General features: G+C 64.5%; 16 protein-coding genes. 9 read left to right on the top strand and 7 right to left on the bottom strand.

What is annotated here, in order from left to right:
• Nucleotides 1-303 precede the first annotated feature (303 nt).
• Entirely contained in the window at nt 304-801 is a 498-nt protein-coding gene (locus tag ACTIFK_RS00865) for a septal ring lytic transglycosylase RlpA family protein (protein WP_439541147.1), read from the bottom strand.
• Nucleotides 802-1,128: 327 nt separating this feature from the next.
• Here ACTIFK_RS00865 and ACTIFK_RS00860 point away from each other — a divergent pair, with 327 nt between their 5' ends.
• Entirely contained in the window at nt 1,129-2,865 is a 1,737-nt protein-coding gene (locus ACTIFK_RS00860) for a sulfatase-like hydrolase/transferase (RefSeq protein ID WP_439541146.1), read from the top strand.
• 25 nt (nt 2,866-2,890) lie between these two features.
• On the opposite strand, the gene ACTIFK_RS00855 is transcribed toward ACTIFK_RS00860, so the two are convergent.
• Nucleotides 2,891-3,793 (bottom strand): diacylglycerol/lipid kinase family protein, encoded by a 903-nt coding sequence (locus ACTIFK_RS00855; protein WP_439541145.1) that lies wholly within the window; start codon nt 3,791-3,793, stop codon nt 2,891-2,893.
• Nucleotides 3,794-3,911: 118 nt separating this feature from the next.
• Here ACTIFK_RS00855 and ACTIFK_RS00850 point away from each other — a divergent pair, with 118 nt between their 5' ends.
• The 3 genes from ACTIFK_RS00850 (at nt 3,912) to ACTIFK_RS00840 (ending at nt 5,708) form a co-directional block, all read left to right on the top strand.
• Nucleotides 3,912-4,124 (top strand): PspC domain-containing protein, encoded by a 213-nt coding sequence (locus ACTIFK_RS00850; RefSeq protein WP_439541144.1) that lies wholly within the window; start codon nt 3,912-3,914, stop codon nt 4,122-4,124.
• Nucleotides 4,125-4,245: 121 nt separating this feature from the next.
• Entirely contained in the window at nt 4,246-5,250 is a 1,005-nt protein-coding gene (locus ACTIFK_RS00845; RefSeq protein ID WP_439541143.1) for a hypothetical protein, read from the top strand.
• 92 nt (nt 5,251-5,342) lie between these two features.
• Nucleotides 5,343-5,708, top strand: a complete 366-nt coding sequence (locus tag ACTIFK_RS00840; protein WP_439541142.1) for a 2TM domain-containing protein — start codon at nt 5,343-5,345, stop codon at nt 5,706-5,708.
• A 69-nt stretch (nt 5,709-5,777) separates the two neighbouring features.
• On the opposite strand, the gene ACTIFK_RS00835 is transcribed toward ACTIFK_RS00840, so the two are convergent.
• On the bottom strand, nt 5,778-7,454 hold the full coding sequence (locus ACTIFK_RS00835) for a formate--tetrahydrofolate ligase (RefSeq protein ID WP_439541141.1): 1,677 nt from the start codon (nt 7,452-7,454) through the stop codon (nt 5,778-5,780).
• Nucleotides 7,455-7,777: 323 nt separating this feature from the next.
• Between ACTIFK_RS00835 and prmB the strand changes: the two genes are divergently transcribed.
• From prmB to ACTIFK_RS00820, 3 genes are read left to right on the top strand one after another with little or no spacing between them, the layout of a single operon-like run.
• On the top strand, nt 7,778-8,692 hold the full coding sequence (gene prmB / locus ACTIFK_RS00830; protein WP_439541140.1) for a 50S ribosomal protein L3 N(5)-glutamine methyltransferase: 915 nt from the start codon (nt 7,778-7,780) through the stop codon (nt 8,690-8,692).
• A 17-nt stretch (nt 8,693-8,709) separates the two neighbouring features.
• Nucleotides 8,710-8,934: a hypothetical protein gene (locus tag ACTIFK_RS00825; RefSeq protein ID WP_439541139.1), complete on the top strand. Its 225-nt coding sequence runs from the start codon at nt 8,710-8,712 to the stop codon at nt 8,932-8,934.
• Nucleotides 8,935-8,965: 31 nt separating this feature from the next.
• Nucleotides 8,966-9,970 (top strand): TRAP transporter substrate-binding protein, encoded by a 1,005-nt coding sequence (locus tag ACTIFK_RS00820; RefSeq protein WP_439541138.1) that lies wholly within the window; start codon nt 8,966-8,968, stop codon nt 9,968-9,970.
• A 46-nt stretch (nt 9,971-10,016) separates the two neighbouring features.
• Here the strand turns inward: ACTIFK_RS00820 and ACTIFK_RS00815 are convergent, their stop codons facing one another.
• On the bottom strand, nt 10,017-10,373 hold the full coding sequence (locus ACTIFK_RS00815) for a DUF1428 domain-containing protein (protein WP_439541137.1): 357 nt from the start codon (nt 10,371-10,373) through the stop codon (nt 10,017-10,019).
• A 184-nt stretch (nt 10,374-10,557) separates the two neighbouring features.
• Between ACTIFK_RS00815 and ACTIFK_RS00810 the strand changes: the two genes are divergently transcribed.
• Together ACTIFK_RS00810 and ACTIFK_RS00805 are read left to right on the top strand one after the other, a co-directional pair.
• Nucleotides 10,558-11,199 (top strand): TRAP transporter small permease, encoded by a 642-nt coding sequence (locus tag ACTIFK_RS00810; protein WP_439541136.1) that lies wholly within the window; start codon nt 10,558-10,560, stop codon nt 11,197-11,199.
• Nucleotides 11,196-12,521, top strand: a complete 1,326-nt coding sequence (locus ACTIFK_RS00805; protein ID WP_439541135.1) for a TRAP transporter large permease — start codon at nt 11,196-11,198, stop codon at nt 12,519-12,521. The genes ACTIFK_RS00810 and ACTIFK_RS00805 overlap by 4 nt, the downstream gene beginning before the upstream one ends.
• A 225-nt stretch (nt 12,522-12,746) precedes the next feature.
• Here the strand turns inward: ACTIFK_RS00805 and ACTIFK_RS00800 are convergent, their stop codons facing one another.
• From ACTIFK_RS00800 to ACTIFK_RS00790, 3 genes are all read right to left on the bottom strand, one after another.
• Complete coding sequence (locus ACTIFK_RS00800; RefSeq protein ID WP_439541134.1) at nt 12,747-15,602, bottom strand: phosphoenolpyruvate carboxylase; 2,856 nt, start codon at nt 15,600-15,602, stop codon at nt 12,747-12,749.
• 211 nt (nt 15,603-15,813) lie between these two features.
• Nucleotides 15,814-16,710 carry a succinate--CoA ligase subunit alpha gene (sucD, locus tag ACTIFK_RS00795; protein ID WP_439541133.1) on the bottom strand — a complete coding sequence of 299 codons (897 nt, stop codon included), beginning with the start codon at nt 16,708-16,710 and terminating at the stop codon, nt 15,814-15,816.
• 13 nt (nt 16,711-16,723) lie between these two features.
• Nucleotides 16,724-17,893 carry a malate--CoA ligase subunit beta gene (locus ACTIFK_RS00790; RefSeq protein ID WP_439541132.1) on the bottom strand — a complete coding sequence of 390 codons (1,170 nt, stop codon included), beginning with the start codon at nt 17,891-17,893 and terminating at the stop codon, nt 16,724-16,726.
• Nucleotides 17,894-17,926 lie beyond the last annotated feature (33 nt).

The following is a 17,926-nucleotide window of genomic DNA, read 5'->3' as shown; positions in this document are numbered from 1 at the left end:
CGACCGGATTATATTAATTCGAAAGTGTCGGCCGTAAAAATGGCAAAATTTATCGCTGGCCGGTCGCAAACCATAAATGACGCCGGTTTGAGCGGAGGAATAATACCCTAAGGAGGCCGCAAATCCCGATCCACGTCTTTCCAAAACTGCTCCCACTTCTCGTCCTGCCGTTTCCTTTCAAGGGCTTCGAGCCGCTCTTCCTCCGCCACGCGGGCGCGCTCCAGCCGCGCCCTCGACCTGCTCGGGCGTCTCCCAGACGTGCACGGCGGTGGGACTTGTTTTCGGAGGGGTGTGGTCGCGCGTTTAGCTTAACGGCCCGCTGATCACGGTCACCTTGAGCTTGGTGACGCCGAGTTTGACGAATCCGAGCTGCTCCGCCGCGGCGCGCGACACGTCGAGCAGCCGTCCCTTGGCGTAGGGACCCGAGTTGTTGACCCGCACGAGGAGCGACGCGTTGGTCTTGGGGTTGAGCAAAATCAGGATGGTGCCGTTGGGGTAGACCGGGCTCGCTGCGTTGTCGGGCAGATCCGGGCGGAAGTCCTCGCCGGACGACAAGGCCGAGCAGGGGTTGTTCTTGTCGGTCTTGCAGTCGTCGTAATACGACGCCGTCACGACCTCCTCGAAGCCGACCAGCTTCTCCATTTCCGCCAGAGTCTTAACTCTATGGCAGATGGTGTTGTAGCAATAGGTCTTGCCGGGCGACTTGGCGGATGCCGGCGTGGAAATGGAGCTTGAGACAGCGGCCGCGGAAGTGGCGACGAGCAGAAGCGAGCCAAGGAAACGGCAGACGGCAGACGTCATCGAGGGTCCATTCGACAGCTCCGAGATTGCCGCAGAACGTAATTGATTCTGAGCTTTAATATGGCCGCCGCCGCCTTTGTCCGGGTGTGGTGTTGGGGTGTGGTGCCGGATCACCACGCTGGCCGCCCGCCCGGAATAATTCTCGGCACGAAAATTTGCAGGTGAGGGGAGGCGCCCGTCTGCGGCGCCGCAATAAAGCCCCCGAAAACAGGGACATTCACCCGGCGTGCGGTTGTTGCGATACTGTCGTATATCTGAAGTTTGACTTCGTGACAGTCTTCCACAAAGACTGTGCGACCCTCCTTCCCATAGGTCCAAAAAGACAGCATGACGACGGACCTGTTTGATCCCAAACGCCACGGGTTCATGGATCTGGTTCGCGCCGTCGCCCGGGATCGCCTGGCGAACCGGCACGCCGCCGCTTGGATGATTTCTGCCGTCCTGGCCGCCGCCATGTGGTCCTATTTCGTCCGGCACGAATGGCCCTGGTGGACCATCACGTTCACCACCGGCGTGACGGTGGCGCTCGCATCGTCGGTGCTGCTCGCCTCCCGGCGCGTGCTGTTCTCGACCGCGGTCGTGGCGAGCGCCATTGCGCTCATCGTCGCCGTGTCGGAGGTCAAGCGCCACTATCTCGGCATGACGCTCCACGCCTACGACATCGTCTTCTATCTGCTGTCGTGGGACACGCTGTCATTTCTCTGGAGCGGCTTCCGCACCGAGGTGCTCGCCCTCTTCGCCGCCATGGGCGCGTTGACCGGGCTGGGCTGGCTCCTGTTTCGCCTCGACCCGACGCGCATCGCGCGCCCCGCCGCGGGCGGTGTCCTCCTGCTTGCGCTGGCCACGACCGCCCTCGCGGTGGCGAACAAGGGCGGACGCCATCACACGCTCTATTATTGGGATCACCACTACGTCTCGTCGTTCTATCTGTCGTGGGCGGAGACGATCGAGACCCTATGGCAAGGGCAGCTCATCGAAGCCGCCCCGCACAACGGCGGAACGAGCATGCTCGCCGCACCCGCGTCGTGCCATCCGGTGCAACGGCCGCCGAACATCATTCTCATCCATCAGGAAAGCGTCTTCCCTCCGAACTTCTTTCCGGGCATCCGCTACGACAAGGGCCTCGACCCGTTCTTCCGCTCCGCCGATGGCGGACTGCACAAGCTGCGCGTGGAAACCTATGGCGGCGCGTCCTGGCTGACGGAATTCTCGGTTCTCGCCGGCGTGTCGACGCTGTCGTTCGGCGGCATGCGCCCGTTCGTGCAGTCTCTGATGCAGGGCAAGGTGCGCGACACCCTCCCCGAGACGCTGGCGCGCTGCGGCTACCGCAACATGCTCTATTATCCAATGCAGAAGGACTTCGTTTCGAGCGGCAGGTTCTATAGCGCCATCGGCTTCTCGGAGATCCTGGATCGCAAAGCCCAGGGCGCGAAAAAGTACAACGAGCGCGACCGCTTCTATTACGACAACGCGCTGCGCAACATGCAGAGCCACTTCCGGCAATCGCAGGCGCCGCTGTTCAACTTCATCATCACGGCCGCGACCCACCTGCCGTATGAGCCGCCCTATATGCCGGAAGTCGACGTTCCGGGCGGCGGTCCGACGCCGAAGATGCATGAATACCTGCGCCGCGTCGGCATGGCGAAGATGGATTACGATTATTTCCGCGCCGAGCTGGTCCGCCGTTTCCCGAACGAGCGTTTCCTGATCGTCCAGTATGGCGACCATCAGCCCGTCGTGACGCGTCCGTTTCTCGGCTTCAATGCCGCGACCGCCACCGAGGACATGACGATGACGCCGGAGTCGCCCGGCTACCTCACGTACTACACGGTCGACGGCATCAATTTCGATCCCGGTCCGCTACCGGACGTCGACGTGCTGGACGTGCCCTATCTCGGCGCGTTGTTGCTCAATGCCGCCCGCCTGCCGCTGTCGGATGCGCAACACGAACGACTGCGCCTGCTCAATGTCTGCCAAGGCCGGTACTTTACGTGCACCAAGCGCGATGAAATCCTGACGTTCCATCGCCGCCTGATCGATTCCGGATTGCTGCTCGCGCGCTAGCGAGAGCGTGCCAAAGCCCGTCCGGCTACGCGCCGCGCATTGCCGCAAGGGGAGACCCATGCGGAACGATGAGCGTCAAACGCTCCGGCCCGACCGCAATCTCGCGCGGTACGGACGATAGACGCTCCCCGTCGATCTGTGCCGCGATCGTGTCACTGGCGCGGACGCCAAGCTGGGAGCAAGGCAGCACGGTAACGTCCGCCCGGCCTTCGAGGCGCCCTCGGGCGATCGCAATGAGCAGCCCCGCCAGCGCCCGTCGCGTGGTGGCATTCGCGATCACGGCGTGGAAACCATCACCGGCCAGGCTCTGCTCCTTGGCGATCACGAATGATCCGCCGTAGCGCGCCGCGCGCGTCACGATCAGCCAAGTCGCCGGAAGCGTGCGTCCATCGACGACGACTTCAAAGGGCCGGGGGGCGTGCGCCATGGCCCGCAGGATGGGCCACGCATAGGCCATCCGCCCAACGGTGCGTTTCCACGCCATGCTGAGGCGGAGAAGCACGTCCGCGTCGAACCCGACGCCCGCCATGGCCAAGAAAGGCGTGCCGTCGGCGAGCCCGTACCGGATTGGCACGCTGGGTCCACGCAGAAGCGTTTGCGCCAGCACTTTTGCCCGGCAGCGAACGCCGATCTCACGTGCGAGCACGTTGCCGGTGCCGATGGGAATGATGCCGAGCGGAACGTCGCTGCCCAGAAGGCCCGACGCGACACCGCGGATGGTGCTGTCGCCACCGGCGGCGACGATGGCGTCGAAACGCCCCTCCGCAACGGCGGATCGCGCGATGGCCGCATCGGCGGCAAGAGTATCGGCATGCTCGACGCGCACCTCCGCGCCGGCCGCCTCCAGTGCGCGACACACGGCGCGCAGAAAATACCGGCTTCGAGTCCCGGCATGAGCATTGTGAATGATGAGAAGGCGGCGGCGCATCGGGCTCTCGGCAGGTAGGAGGCGGGCGTTGTCATTGCCGCGGGGCCGTCATTGTGGAACGGAGCGCCCCTTAAGAACGTTAGGTGAGTTGATTGTCAATAAACTTGGGCACATTGCTATGTCAGATCCCACCCTCTTCAACACGTCAGCGCCTCTCCGGCGCGTCAGCCAGGGCGCGCTGATCGGCGGCGTGTGCGGAGGTCTGGCGCGGTGGCTCGGCTGGGACCCCACGCTCACGCGCTTTCTCTATGTTGTCGCGACCGTCGCCTCGATCGGTTTCCCCGGCATTCTCGCGTACCTGGTGCTGTGGTTTATCATGCCGCGCGACTAGCAAGCGTTCTCGCTATGACGCACGTGTGAGCCCGCGATCATCTTGACGCGCCGTTTTGAAAGCCTACCTGTAGGGACGCGTCGTAGTGCTGGCGCCGTCGCGGCAGGAGGCCGCCGCTTCCATGCTGTCCCCCGCCCATGCCTTCGATCCGCTCGAGCCGATCCCGGTTCTCGACACGGGTCCGTCGTTCCCGATGGAATCGCTGCTCGCCCACGAAGCGCGCGCGCATGCGCTTCTCGATCTCGCCACCGGCGCGTTGCCCTCCGCGGCCCTTCGCCAGCTCGACTATGTATCGCGGCGCTGGCTGGCCAAATGGGAGAACGCGCACCTTGCGGAAATTGACGCCATTGCCGAACGGCTGAAGCGGCCGGGCGCCTACTTTCTGTCCGTGAACTACGAATGGGCCTGCACCTGTCGCGTTGCCCCAGGCCCGGACCGCAAGAGCGCGCGGCTGGTGCGCGTGCTGGACTGGCGCACGCCGGGCCTCGGCCGCCATGTCATCGCCGCGCGCGTCGAGAACCGCCATGGCCCGTTCGTCACAATGACATGGCCCGGCTACACGGGCGTTCTGACGGGCATGGCTCCGGGCCGTTTCTCGGCCGCCCTCAATCAGGCGCCGATGCGCAAGGCGATAGGGTTCTACGTGCTCGATTGGGCCGTCAGCCGCCGCCGCGTCTGGACCATGCCGCACCCGACCCCGGCCCATCTGCTGCGATCCGTGTTCGAGGACGCCACCGACTTCGCCGATGCCCGCGAACGATTGACGCGCGAGCCCATTTCCACGCCCGCTATTTTCTCGCTCGCCGGCATCAGGCCGAACGAAACTGTCGTGATCGAACGGACGGAGACGGAAGCGCGTCTCCACGTCGGGCCGAATGTTGCCGCCAATCACTGGGAAGCGCCGGGTTGGCGGGGCCGCTCGCGCGGCATGGCGAGCGCGGAGCGCGCCTCGATGATGCACTGCGTCATTCCGGACTTGGATACCGATTTTTCCTGGCTCAAGCCGCCGATCCTGAACGCGACGACCCGCTTGGCCCTGGTCGCGGATGCCGCCGAAGGCCGCCTTGTCGCGCAAGGCTTCGAGTTCATGCGACCGGCAACCCAGCCGCTTCATCTTGTTGCTTAACGCTGAAGTGTTCCGTACGAGGCATTTCCATGTGCCTCAATGGGTGTAGAGTGGTCCCACATCGGAGCGATAAGGGATTAGGAGGCTTCGCGATGGATGACCTCTTCGAACACGCCATGGAAACTGAGCGTGATAAGGCGATCAACGGCTTCTACACCCACTTCAGCATTTTCCTTGCCGTCATAGCTGGCCTGGCGATCATCAATCTGATCGAGGGCGCGCACTTCTGGGTGCAGTGGGTCGTGCTGGGCTGGGGCGCCGGCATCGCGTTTCACGCCTATAAAATATTCATCGTTCGGCCGCGGGAAGAGCACGCCAAGCACGAGCTGTTCAAGCAGCGTGAGGAGCGCAAGATGGCAGTTGCCGCTGCGGCGGCCGCAGCCGCTGAAGCGGCCGCTCCGGCACCTGAACCCGCCCCGGCAGACGTGACGGATGACGATCCGACCAGGCGTCTCTAAGCCACCCACAAAAAAACCGGCCGGTGCACCCTGCACCGGCCGGTTTCGCATTGAGCGTGCGTGTGGAGCTTAGAAGAGCCCTTCGATAAGACCTTCGGCATTGAGCCGGATCGAATCCGCCGACGGCACGCGCGGCAGGCCCGGCATGGTCATGATCTCGCCCGTGACGACGACGACGAACTCGGCACCCGCCGAAAGCCGCAGCTCGCGCACCGGCACCACGTGGCCCGTCGGCGCGCCGCGCTTGGTCGGGTCCGTGGAGAACGAGTACTGCGTCTTGGCCATGCAGACCGGCAGATGGCCGAAGCCCATCGCTTCCAGGTCCTTGAACTTGGTCTCGACGGAGCTGTCGCAGGCGATGTCGGAGGCGCGATAGATCTCGGTCGCGATCGTGCGAACCTTCTCGCGCAGCGGCATGTCGTCCGGATAGAGCGGCTTGAAATCTGCCTTGCCCGAGTTCGCGACCTCGACCACATGATGGGCCAGCGCCTCGGTGCCAAGACCGCCATCGGCCCAGTGCGTGCACATGAAGGCGCGCGTGCCCATGCTCTCCGCGGCCCGCATGACTTCCTGGATCTCAGCGTCCGTGTCCGTGATGAAGCGGTTGATGGCGACGATCGCCGGCACGCCGAACTTGTTCACGTTCTCGATGTGGCGCTTGAGGTTGTCACAGCCCTTGGCGACGGCCGCGACGTCCTCGTTCTTGAGATTGTCCTTGGCCACGCCGCCATGCATCTTGAGCGCGCGCACGGTCGCGACGATGACCGTTGCGGCCGGCTTCAGACCGGCCTTGCGGCACTTGATGTTGAAGAACTTCTCCGCTCCGAGGTCAGCGCCGAAGCCCGCTTCCGTGACGACGAAATCGGACACCTTGAGCGCGCTCTTGGTCGCCAGCACGGAGTTGCAGCCATGCGCGATGTTCGCGAACGGCCCGCCGTGAATGAAGGCAGGATTGTTCTCGAGCGTCTGCACCATGTTCGGCATCAGCGCGTCCTTGAGCAGCACGGTCATTGCGCCGTCCGCCTTGAGGTCGCGCGCCCGGATCGGCTTCTTCTCGCGCGTGTAGCCGATGATGATGTTGCCGAGGCGGTTTTCGAGATCCTTGAGGTCGCTGGAGAGGCAAAGGATCGCCATCACTTCCGAAGCGACCGTGATGTCGAAACCGTCCTCGCGCGGGTATCCGTTCGAGACGCCGCCGAGCGAGTTCGTGATCGAGCGCAGCGCGCGGTCGTTCATGTCGAGAACGCGCTTCCATTCCACGCGGCGGCTGTCGATTCCGAGGCTGTTGCCCCAATAGATGTGGTTGTCGATCAGGGCCGAGAGCAGGTTGTGCGCGCTGGTGATGGCGTGGAAGTCGCCCGTGAAGTGCAGGTTGATGTCTTCCATCGGCACGACCTGCGCATAGCCGCCGCCGGCCGCGCCGCCCTTGACGCCGAAGCACGGGCCCAGCGAGGGCTCGCGAAGGCAGCACATGGCCTTCTTGCCGATACGGTTAAGGCCGTCCGTCAGGCCGACCGTCGTCGTGGTCTTGCCTTCGCCGGCAGGCGTCGGGCTGATGGCCGTCACCAGGATCAGCTTGCCGTCCGGGCGGGTCTTCAGCGCGTTGATGAAATCGAACGAGAGCTTCGCCTTGGTGGTGCCGTAGGGGATGATGGCGTCGGCGGGGATGCCGAGTTTCGCTGCAACCTCGGTGATCGGCTTCATCTTGGCTTCGCGCGCGATCTCGATATCTGATTTCACCGTCACGGTGTTCCCTCCGAATGGTCGTTTCTATAAGTGAGCGGCCCCGATGTAACGGGGACGAAGCTGGCGATATTGGCGTTTTGCGTGCGCTTCGCCAAGCGGCACGATAGGCATTGGACACGATGACGCGATGCGTCAACCCTTTCGCAGTTGCGAATGTTGCGAGGTCATCCGAAGCGTGCCGTGCCCGCCGAATGGGCACCTCCCGGACACCATTTCGAGACGCCATTCCGATAAGGCCCGTCCGCGCCGCGCGCAACTGTCGGTTGGCACCGCCCGCCCCATCGGCTACGGACACGTGAGACGATCAACAGCGCACCGGGTCCATGAGCAAACCAGCCGACTTCAGCCACCTTGACGACCTGTTCACCATCCGGGACTGGCTTCGCTACGCAGTCAGCCGCTTCACTGTGGCGAAACTCGCCTACGGCCACGGCACCGAGACCGCACTCGATGAGGCCGCGTATCTCATTCTGTCGGCGTTGAGCCTGCCCATCGATCAGCTCGAACCCTGGATGGACGCGCGCCTGACGCGTGACGAGCGCGCCAAGGTGGCGGACCTCATCCAGCAGCGCATCGCGACCCGCAAGCCCGCCGCCTATCTGGTTAACACGGCCTGGATCCGGGGCCGCCCGTTCTACGTCGACGAGCGCGTGATCGTGCCCCGGTCCTACATTGGCGAGCTGCTGGACGACGGCCTGTCGGCCGTGGTGCCCGATCCCGATGGAGTCGAAAGCATCCTCGACCTCTGCACCGGATCGGGGTGTCTGGCCATTCTGGCGGCGTTGACGTACCCGAATGCAGCGGTCGATGCCGTCGACATCTCGGTCGGCGCTTTGGAGGTCGCCGCCCGCAATGTCGAGGACTACGGCCTCACTGACCGCATTTCCATCCATCGGTCCGATCTCTTCGCGGGCCTCGAGGGTCGAACGTACGACCTGATCATCTCCAATCCGCCTTACGTGACGGCCGAAGCCGTCGCGGCCTTCCCGCCCGAATACAAGGCGGAGCCCGAGCTGGCTCACCTCGGCGGCGACGACGGACTGGATCTCGTGCGCCGCATCCTGGCCGAGGCCGCCGTTCATCTCAATACCGAGGGGATGCTGGTCGTCGAGGTTGGCATGGCGCGCGAGGCGCTTGAAACCGAATACCCGTCATTGCCGTTTCTTTGGCTCGATACGGAGCAAAGTGAGGGCGAGCTCTTTGCGCTAACGGCCGAGGCCTTGAAACGGCACGCATAGGACGGGAGACGGAGGTCATGACCGACGGCGTTTCGAACGAAACGGCGTGGAAGCATCGGGAGCTGATGCTCAAGATCGCGCGCAAGCCGTTCTTCTGCTGCTGTTGCGTCTGCCTGCCAAAGGACGACCGCCGCCGCGCGCGCCGCGTTTTCCGCCTGACCCGCCGCGTCCTGCGCGATTGGCGCCGGGCGGAGCAGGCCCGCATCGAAGCGGACGAGCCACGTGAAATGCCCCTGCGCTGACGGAGCCGGGTGGAGGAGGGGGATCGCTTACATGCGCAGCGTCGTGCTGGTTTTCGCGCTTGCCTGGTTATCCCTCGCACCCGCCCGCGCGGCCGATGCGCCTATCGTCATCAAGTTCAGCCACGTGGCGGCGCCCCAGTCGCATAAGAGCCGCGCCGCCGAACATTTCAAGGCGCTTGCCGAGCGCTACACGAACGGCCGCGTCCGCATCGAGCTCTACCCGAACTCGCAGCTCTACAAGGACAAGGAGGAGCTGGAGGCCCTGCAACTCGGCGCCGTCCAGATGCTCGCGCCGTCCGTCTCGAAATTCGGCCCGCTCGGCATCAAAGCGTTCGAGGCGTTCGACCTGCCCTATATGTTCGCGGACTACGAGGCTCTCGAGAAAGTCACGCACGGCGACATCGGCCGCGAGCTTCTGGGCAGGCTCGAACAGAAGGGTCTCATCGGGCTCGCGTATTGGAACAACGGCTTCAAGATCCTGTCGGCCAACAGCGCCCTCCGCGGACCGGACGACGTGCTCGGTCTCAAGATGCGCATCCAGGCGTCGAAGGTGATCGAAGCCCAGATGTGGGCGATGGGCGGCCTCCCCCAGGTGATGGCTTTCTCGGAAGCCTATCAGGCGCTCTCCTCGGGCGTGGTGGACGGGACGGAAAATACGCCGGCGAATATGTACACCCAGAAAATGTACGAGGTGCAGGCCCACGCCACGATGACCAACCACGGCTATCTTGGCTACGCCGTGATCTCTAACCACGCATTCTGGACCGGCCTTTCCCCCGATATCCGCAAAGCCCTGGAGCGTGCCATTGCGGAAACGACGCCGGTCGCCAACGCATTCGCGCGCCAGGAAAACGACGACGCGCTTGTGGAAATGAAGGCGTCCGGCCGGACCACGTTCCATGAGCCGACCGAGGCGGAACGCGCGGCCTGGGTCGCGGCGCTCGTTCCCGTTCACGACGAAATGGCCGGCCGCATCGGCCGCGACCTCATCGACCGCATCTATGCCGTCACGGGCCGCAAAGCCCCGGCCCGGTGATTGCCGCCACGCCGCGGCCCGGACCGGCCATCGCTTCCGCGCGCGATCAGACGTCCACGAGCACAGTGAACCCGCCCATCGACATCTTCTTCATGTCGAACGGCATCGACTTCGGATCCATGCCGGAAAGGCGCGGATCTTTCATGACCTTGGCGTTGATCTGATTGCGCTGGGCCTTCGATTTGTAGACGATCCAGGAAAACACGGCCGTCTCGGTCGGCTTCAGCTTCAAGAGCTTGGGAAACGGGCGCCCGAACTTCATGTCGAGATCGTCGCCCACGCATTCGCGATATTCGAGCGCGCCATGCTCGCGCCAGACTTTGCCGGCCTTCGTCGATATCTTCTTGTAGGCGTCGATCTTGTCCGTCGGAACGATCAGCACAAATCCGTCCACATAGGCCATGGGGTATCCTTTCGCGTTTCCTCGAGGACGAACGTAGGGGCTCGAATCCGACAGCGCCAGTGCCCACGAAATACCGGCGGAGACTGAGGCGGCCACAGCGGGCGTGACGGCGCGCGCATCCCGTGTCATAGGCGTGCACGGAATGAATGCGGCCCACCGCGGCCAACCGGCGTGGAAAACCCAAATGCAAGATCGGCGCTCGAAGGCCGCGCGGGCTCTCGACTCGCTTGAGGAGATCATCATCGCGACGCTGCTCGGCGCGGCGACGCTGCTGATCTTCGTTGCCGTGGTGCAGCGCTATGGCCTTTCGGGCGTCGCATCGCTCTACCGATGGTCTCGTGCGGAGGGGTTGGAGGGCCTGAGCGTCGCCAGCAAGAGCGTGTTCTTCGCCATCGCCTATGTTCGCCTGACCTGGGCGCAGGAACTTTGCATTTTCATGATCGTCTGGATGGCCAAGTTCGGCGCCGCATACGGCGTGCGCACCGGCATCCACGTCGGCGTCGATATCCTCGTCGAGCGCCTCACCGGCAACGCGCAACGGATACTCATCCTTGCCGGGCTGCTCGCGGGCGCATTCTTTACGGCCGTCATCGGCACCCTTGGCGCCAACCTCGTCTGGCACATCTACGACACCGGGCAGACCTCAGCCGTGCTCGAACTGCCGATGTGGATCGTCTATCTGGCCGTGCCGCTCGGCTCCTACCTGATGTGCTTCCGCTTCCTCGAGGTGGCGTGGGTCTACTGGCGGACGGGGGAACGTCCGCACCATGATCCCGGTGCCGTCGAAGGCGTCGGCTCCGCCGCGGGCGCCGAGGTGCCCCGGTGACGACAGCCCTGATCTTTCTGCTCCTCGTCGCGCTGCTGTTCGTCGGCATGCCGGTTTCCATCGCGCTCGGGCTCACCGTTCTCACGGTGCTGTTCACGCTGACGGACGCGCCGCTCAGCGCCGTCGCGCTGAAGCTGTTTACCGGCATCGAAAGCTTCGAGCTGATGTGCGTGCCGTTCTTCATTCTCGCCGGCAATTTCATGACGCACGGCGGTGTCGCGCGTCGCATGATCCGCTTCGCCACTGCGATGGTCGGCCACTGGCCGGGAGGGCTGGGCCTCGCGGCCGTCGTGGCGTGCGCCATTTTCGCGGCCTTGTCCGGCTCGTCTCCGGCAACCGTCGTCGCCGTCGGCTCGATCATGATCCCGGCCATGGTCGCGCGCGGCTACCCAAAAAAATTCGGCGCGGGCGTCGTCGCGTCGTCCGGCGCGCTTGGTATTCTGATTCCCCCGTCCATCGTCATGGTGCTCTACAGCGTGGCGACATCCGGCATGGCGGCGATAGGTCCCGATGGGAAACGCGTCCACGCCGCGTCGGTCGACGACCTCTTCATGGCCGGCGTTGTGCCCGGTCTCGTCCTGGCCACGCTTCTCGCGCTGACGACGGTGTGGCTCGCCTGGCGTCGCGGCTATCCTGCCGGCGCGCGCCAGCCCTGGAGCGAGCGCCTCGCGGCCTTCGTCGATTGCTTCTGGGGTTTGGCGCTGATCGTGATCGTCATGGGCGGCATCTACGGCGGCGTGTTTACGCCCACGGAAGCCGCGGCCGTCAGCGCGGTCTATGCGTTCGTGGTCGCGGTCTTCATCTACGGCGACTTGCCTCTGAACGCCGTGCCGCGCGTGCTGCTGCAATCCGCCAGCATGAGCGCCATGCTGCTCTACATCATCACCAACGCGGTGCTTTTCACGTTCCTGCTCACCCACGAGCAGATCCCGCAAGCCATGGCCGACTGGCTCATTCACCAGGGCTTCGGCCCGATCGCGTTTCTGCTGGTGGTGAACGTCATCCTGCTGGTTGCGGGCTCGATCATGGAGCCGGCGTCCGTGACGCTGATCTTAGCGCCGATCCTGTTTCCGGTGGCGGCCAAGCTCGGTATCGACCCCGTGCACTTCGGCATCATCATGGTGGTCAACATGGAGATCGGCATGATCACGCCGCCCGTAGGGCTCAATCTCTATGTGGCGAGCGGCATCTCGCAGCTGGGTCTCATGACCATGTCGCGCGCCGTCGTGCCGTGGCTCGCCACCATGGTGGCGTTCCTGATGGTCGTCACCTTCTGGCCCGATCTCTCGCTGGCGCTGCCGCGCTGGCTCGGCATGCACTGAGGGCTCTTCTCCCTCTCCCCGCCTTGCGGGGAGAGGGTCATGGCGGAGCCATGCCCCCGGCATGCGGTGAGGGTTCTTCTCCCTCTCCCCGCCTTGCGGGGAGAGGGTTGGGGTGAGGGGCAGCAAAACACCGCAGCGCCAGCTTCTGCCCCTCACCGTCATGGCGGAGCCATGCTTCGCATGGACCCCTCTCCCCATCGCAAGTGCAGGGCTATGGGGAAATCCTCAGCCGAATGCGCCCCAGTGATGCGAGATGCCCGTTCCGATTTCCCGCACGAGCTCGTAGGCGCGCTCCATCGGCTCCAGGATCTCCGTTTCGATGCGGCCGTAGTCGTCGATGCCCTTCGGCAGGTAGGTCGCCTTCTCGACGAAATTGCCGTCATCGTGCGGATCGTCGACGCGGCGCGGAAACGCCTGCCGCACGACGCGAACCACTTCGGGGATCTCGAGCGACAGCGCCTTGCCGACGATCTCCTCGTGCGTCACTTCGTTGGTCGGCGTGAAGCGCGGCAATTGAGCTGTGAGGATGAAGATGCGCATGATCAGCGCGGCGCGGATGGCCTGCAGCAGATCGAGCTCCATGCGGTGCTCGTCGGGGATCTTGCCGCCCTCGAGGCCGATTTCCTCGAGGATGCCGTGCAGCTCGATGGCGTCGAGCCGCAGATAGTGCGCGAGCCCGTTGATCTTCTGCGCCCGGTCGTCGTCGAGCAGGCGGTCGGCCAGGAACTTGAACGCGCCGTCGAGATGCGCCTCGCGCGCCCAGGACGCGCGCTGCGCCCAGAAGCCCGCGTCGAACACAATGGCGTTGACGCCCACGGCATTGAGGCTCGAAAGCTGCTTGCCGCGCGCGATCATCTCGATCAGCGGCCTGAGCCGTGACGACTTCTTCGCCATTTCGACGAACCGCTCACGCTCGCTGCCGACGGCCGCACCGAGGCCCGCCACGACGTTCGCGACATAGCCGAACTGCTGCAGGATGGCGTTGTTCGGAATGGCGCGCATGCGGGCCGGATCGCCGCGGTCGGAATGGTGATCGCCCTGCCGCTTGACGGGCCGCGAGCCGGTCTTGAACAGCAGGTTGGCGCCGAACGCGCCGAGCAGCGCGCGGTAGCCCGGATGAGCGAACAGTTGCTGCTGGTAGTCGCGCAGACGAAGCTGGAAATCGAGCGTCAGATTGGTGTCCGTGTAGAACGGATCCTCACCTTCGCCGGGATCCTTGCCGCTCATGATGATGGTGGCGAGCGCGCGCTGCGCGAACGCGCGGTTGGCGAAGAACAGATAGCCGTCGCCGCCCTGGAAGCTCGTCTCGTGCTTCACCGGCAGTCCGTCGCGGAAGAAGCGCCAGCGCGATTCACCGGGGAACACGTAGCGGAGGCGGCGCCGGAGCGGGCCGGGATGCGCGCCGCGTCCCATGCTCTCGCCGTGCGTCGAGAAGATCAGCGTCTCGACGTTCTTGAGGCCCGATTTGCGGACAACCTCGGCAAGGCCGTGATGCAGGCGTTCGTGGGCGAGGCCCGCCGCGATCTGGCCGATGAAGCGGCCGGCGTCGGAGTAGCCGGTCTGCACGGCGAGGCGGCCGCGCTTCGAGACATAGTCGCGATAGGCTTCCTCGGCGAGCAGGCGCTCGACGAGGCGCGGGCCGGTTTCGAGCGCCGCCGGGGTTTCGAACAGCGGTGAGATGTCGACGATTTCCGATACGCCGAACAGCTTGGCGAAGTAGAGCGCGATCAGGATCGTGCCCGGTGTCTCGCATTCGGCGATCAGGTAGCGGATCGGCGTGTCGCTATCGATGTGCTTGGAGATTTGCGCCGCCAGCGCGAACTGGCGGATGGCGGTGGCATTCTCGAGATCGAGCGTCTCGAAGTTCACCGTCTCGGGCTTGACCGTGCGGATCATTTCGACGATGCGCGCGAGCGCCTGTCGTTCGGTCAGGTCGCGCGTCCAGCTTTCGTGCACGAAGGCGCGGAACGCGTTGTTGATCTGCACGGCGTTGACGCGCACGTGGATGTGGCTCATGCCGAGGCCGGTCGCCCGCAGCAGGCCCGCGACGGACGCGACCGCGACCTTGTTATCGAGAGATTGCGTTGCTTCGGTGATCTGGTCGAGCAATGCCAGCAGCGGCTCGGCGCTGGTCAGATTATGACCGTCGCCCTGAGTGATGACGTTCGCCGCATGCGCGAGCGTGAAGCCGTTCGTGCCGACGGACTCGAGCGCCTTGAGTTGGCCTTGCGCGGCCGCAACCGCGAGGTCGAGCTTGCCGGTGATCTGGCGGACAAGGCGGACCATCTCGCCGTCCTCGCCGAGCTGCGGGCGCAACGCCTGCACGCGCTCGCGGATGTCGGCGAGGGCCGCGATCTTTTCCTTGAGGCGAACGAGGAACGAGAACGTCCACTTGATGTCCGTGCGCCCGTCGAGATCGTAGCCGACCCACGAGGCGAACGTCGCGAGCTGGGGATTGGAGGCCAGAGCCTTGTCGCCGAACGTCTCGTGCGCCGTGCGGAAGAAGTCGTCGAGAATATCGCAGTAGGCATCGCGCAGGTTGCGGATCGCGCTCTGAACGCGGCCATGCTCGTATTCGAGCGTCAGCGGTGCGTCGGGGCGGTGCGGAAGCCCGATCGTCTGCCCGTCGCCGCTGCCGGACACGGCGATTTCCGCCATGCGGTCCGAAAGCGCTTCGGAAAGCCCGAACGTGGGATGGGCGGTGAAGACGATGCCGTTGCGTGCGCGCGAGAACCGGGCCTTGAACGCCTCGAACGCCTTCGCGTCCGTGCCGGCCGCGAACGGCTTGATGAAGTCGGAGAATTCCTTGCGGGTCGCGTCTTCGCTTTCGACGCCGATCTGGTCCTTGAGGAGCACCGCGCGGTGGATGCAGGCGCTGTCCATCAGCCGCGTCGCCAACGCCGTGACGTCGTCAAAGCTGACCTCGCCACCCTCGAGCCGCCGCGAAAGATTGAACGCGACATTGACGATCGGATTGAGCGTCGGCTGATCGGGGATTTGCGCCCGCAGCGCTTTCAATTCAGCGCGCAGCGACTTTTCGTCGAACTTGCTTTCGCCGGACGCCTGTTTCTTGGACGACATCTAGATCTCCTCAACGCCCCGGCTGAAACGGGGCTCGCGCAACGAGAGTCCCAAAGGCAGAGAAGGGCCCGGCGGTCCAAACATGAGACCGCCGGGTCGTCGAGCCGCCTCTGGCATCGGGCACAGAGGTGGCTCGGACCTGAGAGGGGAAGCGCGCCGGGCCGAATGGGTTTTTCGGTTGCCGGCCAGTCTGCGCGTCCCGCCGTAGCCTTTAGGCTGCCTTGCGTTCGGCCAGCACGCGCTGAACCGTGGAGCCCATTTCCGACGGCGTCGGCGCAATCGAGACGCCGCAGTTTGCCAGGATTTCGACCTTCTCAGCCGCGGCTTCGCCGAATGCGGAGACGATCGCGCCGGCATGGCCCATACGGCGGCCCTTCGGAGCGGAAAGGCCCGCAATGTAAGCGACGACCGGCTTCTTGAAGTGGTCGCGGATGTATTCGCCTGCTTCGGCTTCCTGCGGACCGCCGATTTCGCCGATCATCATCACCGCGTCCGTGTCCGGATCCTGCGCGAAGTGCTCGAGCACGTCCTTGAACGACGATCCGTTGATGGGATCGCCGCCGATGCCGACCGAGGTCGAGACGCCGATGCCGAGTCCCATGAGCTGCGAGGCAGCCTCGTAGCCGAGCGTACCCGAGCGGCCGACGATGCCGACGCGGCCCGGCATGTAGATGTGCCCCGGCATGATGCCGAGCATCGCCTTGCCGGGCGAGATGGTGCCCGCGCAGTTAGGCCCCGTGAGAACCATGCGGTTCTCTTTCTTGTAGCGGCGCATGTAGCGCTTCACGCGGATCATGTCCTGCGTCGGGATGCCGTCCGTGATGCAGACGCAGTATTTGATGCCGGCATCGGCCGCTTCCATGATCGCATCCGCCGCGAACGGCGGCGGTACGAACACGATCGAGGCTTCGGCCTTGGTCTCGTCCACGGCGCCCTTCATGGTGTTGAACACCGGACGGCCGAGGTGAGAGCTGCCGCCCTTGCCGGGCGTGACGCCGCCGACAACGTTGGTGCCGTAGTCGATCATTTCCTGCGCGTGGAACGTGCCGATGCGGCCGGTGAAGCCCTGCACGAGGATCGGCGTATTTTCGTTGATGAAGATGGCCATTCTCGTTTCCTCCTTACGCGGCGTTCTTGGCGGCCGAGACGGCCTTATTCGCAGCGTCGGCCAGCGTCTCCGCGCTGATCATGGTGAGACCGCTTTGATCGATGATCTTGCGGCCTTCCTCGACGTTGGTGCCTGCGAGGCGCACGACGATCGGAACCTTGATTTCGAGTTCCTTGATCGCGTCCACCACACCCTTTGCAACCCAGTCGCAGCGATTGATGCCGGCGAACACGTTGACGAGGATGGCCTTCACGTTCTTGTCGCGAAGCACGGCCTTGAACGACTTCGTCACGCGCTCGGGGCTTGCGCCGCCGCCGATATCGAGGAAGTTCGCGGGCTCGCCGCCGGCCAGCTTGATCATGTCGAGCGTGGCCATGGCGAGGCCGGCGCCGTTCACGATGCAGCCGATGTCGCCATCGAGGCCGACGTAGGAGAGGCCGCGATCGTTGGCGTAGGTTTCGCGGCTGTCTTCCTGGCTCTTGTCGCGCAGTTCCGCGATCTGCGGGCGGCGGAACAGAGCGTTCTCGTCGAAGCTCATCTTGGCGTCGAGCGCCACGACCTGCTTCTGCTTGGTGATCACGAGCGGGTTGATCTCGAGCATCGACGAGTCGAGATCGCGGAACGCGCGGTAGCAGCCGAGGATGACACGCTCGAGCTTGCCGACGATCTCCGGTTCGACGCCGAGGCCGAAAGCGACTTCACGAGCCTGGAAGCCCTGCATGCCCACAGCCGGATCGACGGCCACCTTGATGATGGTGTCGGGCTGGCTGTGCGAGATTTCCTCGATGTCCATGCCGCCGGCAGCCGACGACACGACGACGATCTTCTCGGCTGCGCGGTCCATGACGAAGGAGAGATAGATCTCCTTGTCGATGTCGGTCGCTTCCTCGACGTAGAGGCGCGAGACGAGCTTGCCGGCGGGGCCGGTCTGGATCGTGACGAGCTTCTTGCCGAGCAGCCCTTCGGCCGCCGCCTCGATGTCATCGTCCGATTTGCAGACCTTGATGCCGCCGGCTTTGCCGCGGGCGCCAGAATGAATCTGCGCCTTGACGACCCAACGTGCGCCGCCAATTTCGTGCGCCCGGTAGACCGCCTGCTCGGGGCTGTAGGCAAGACCGCCGCGCGGAACCGGCACGCCGAACTTCGAAAGAAGCTCTTTGGCTTGGTACTCGTGAATGTCCATTCTGGACCTCCTTGGGGGGTGTTTCCTCGAAGT

It is taken from the genome of Hyphomicrobium sp. (genome assembly GCF_051860585.1).
Lineage (GTDB): Bacteria > Pseudomonadota > Alphaproteobacteria > Rhizobiales > Hyphomicrobiaceae > Hyphomicrobium_C.
This window is presented reverse-complemented; position numbering and strand designations above follow the sequence as displayed.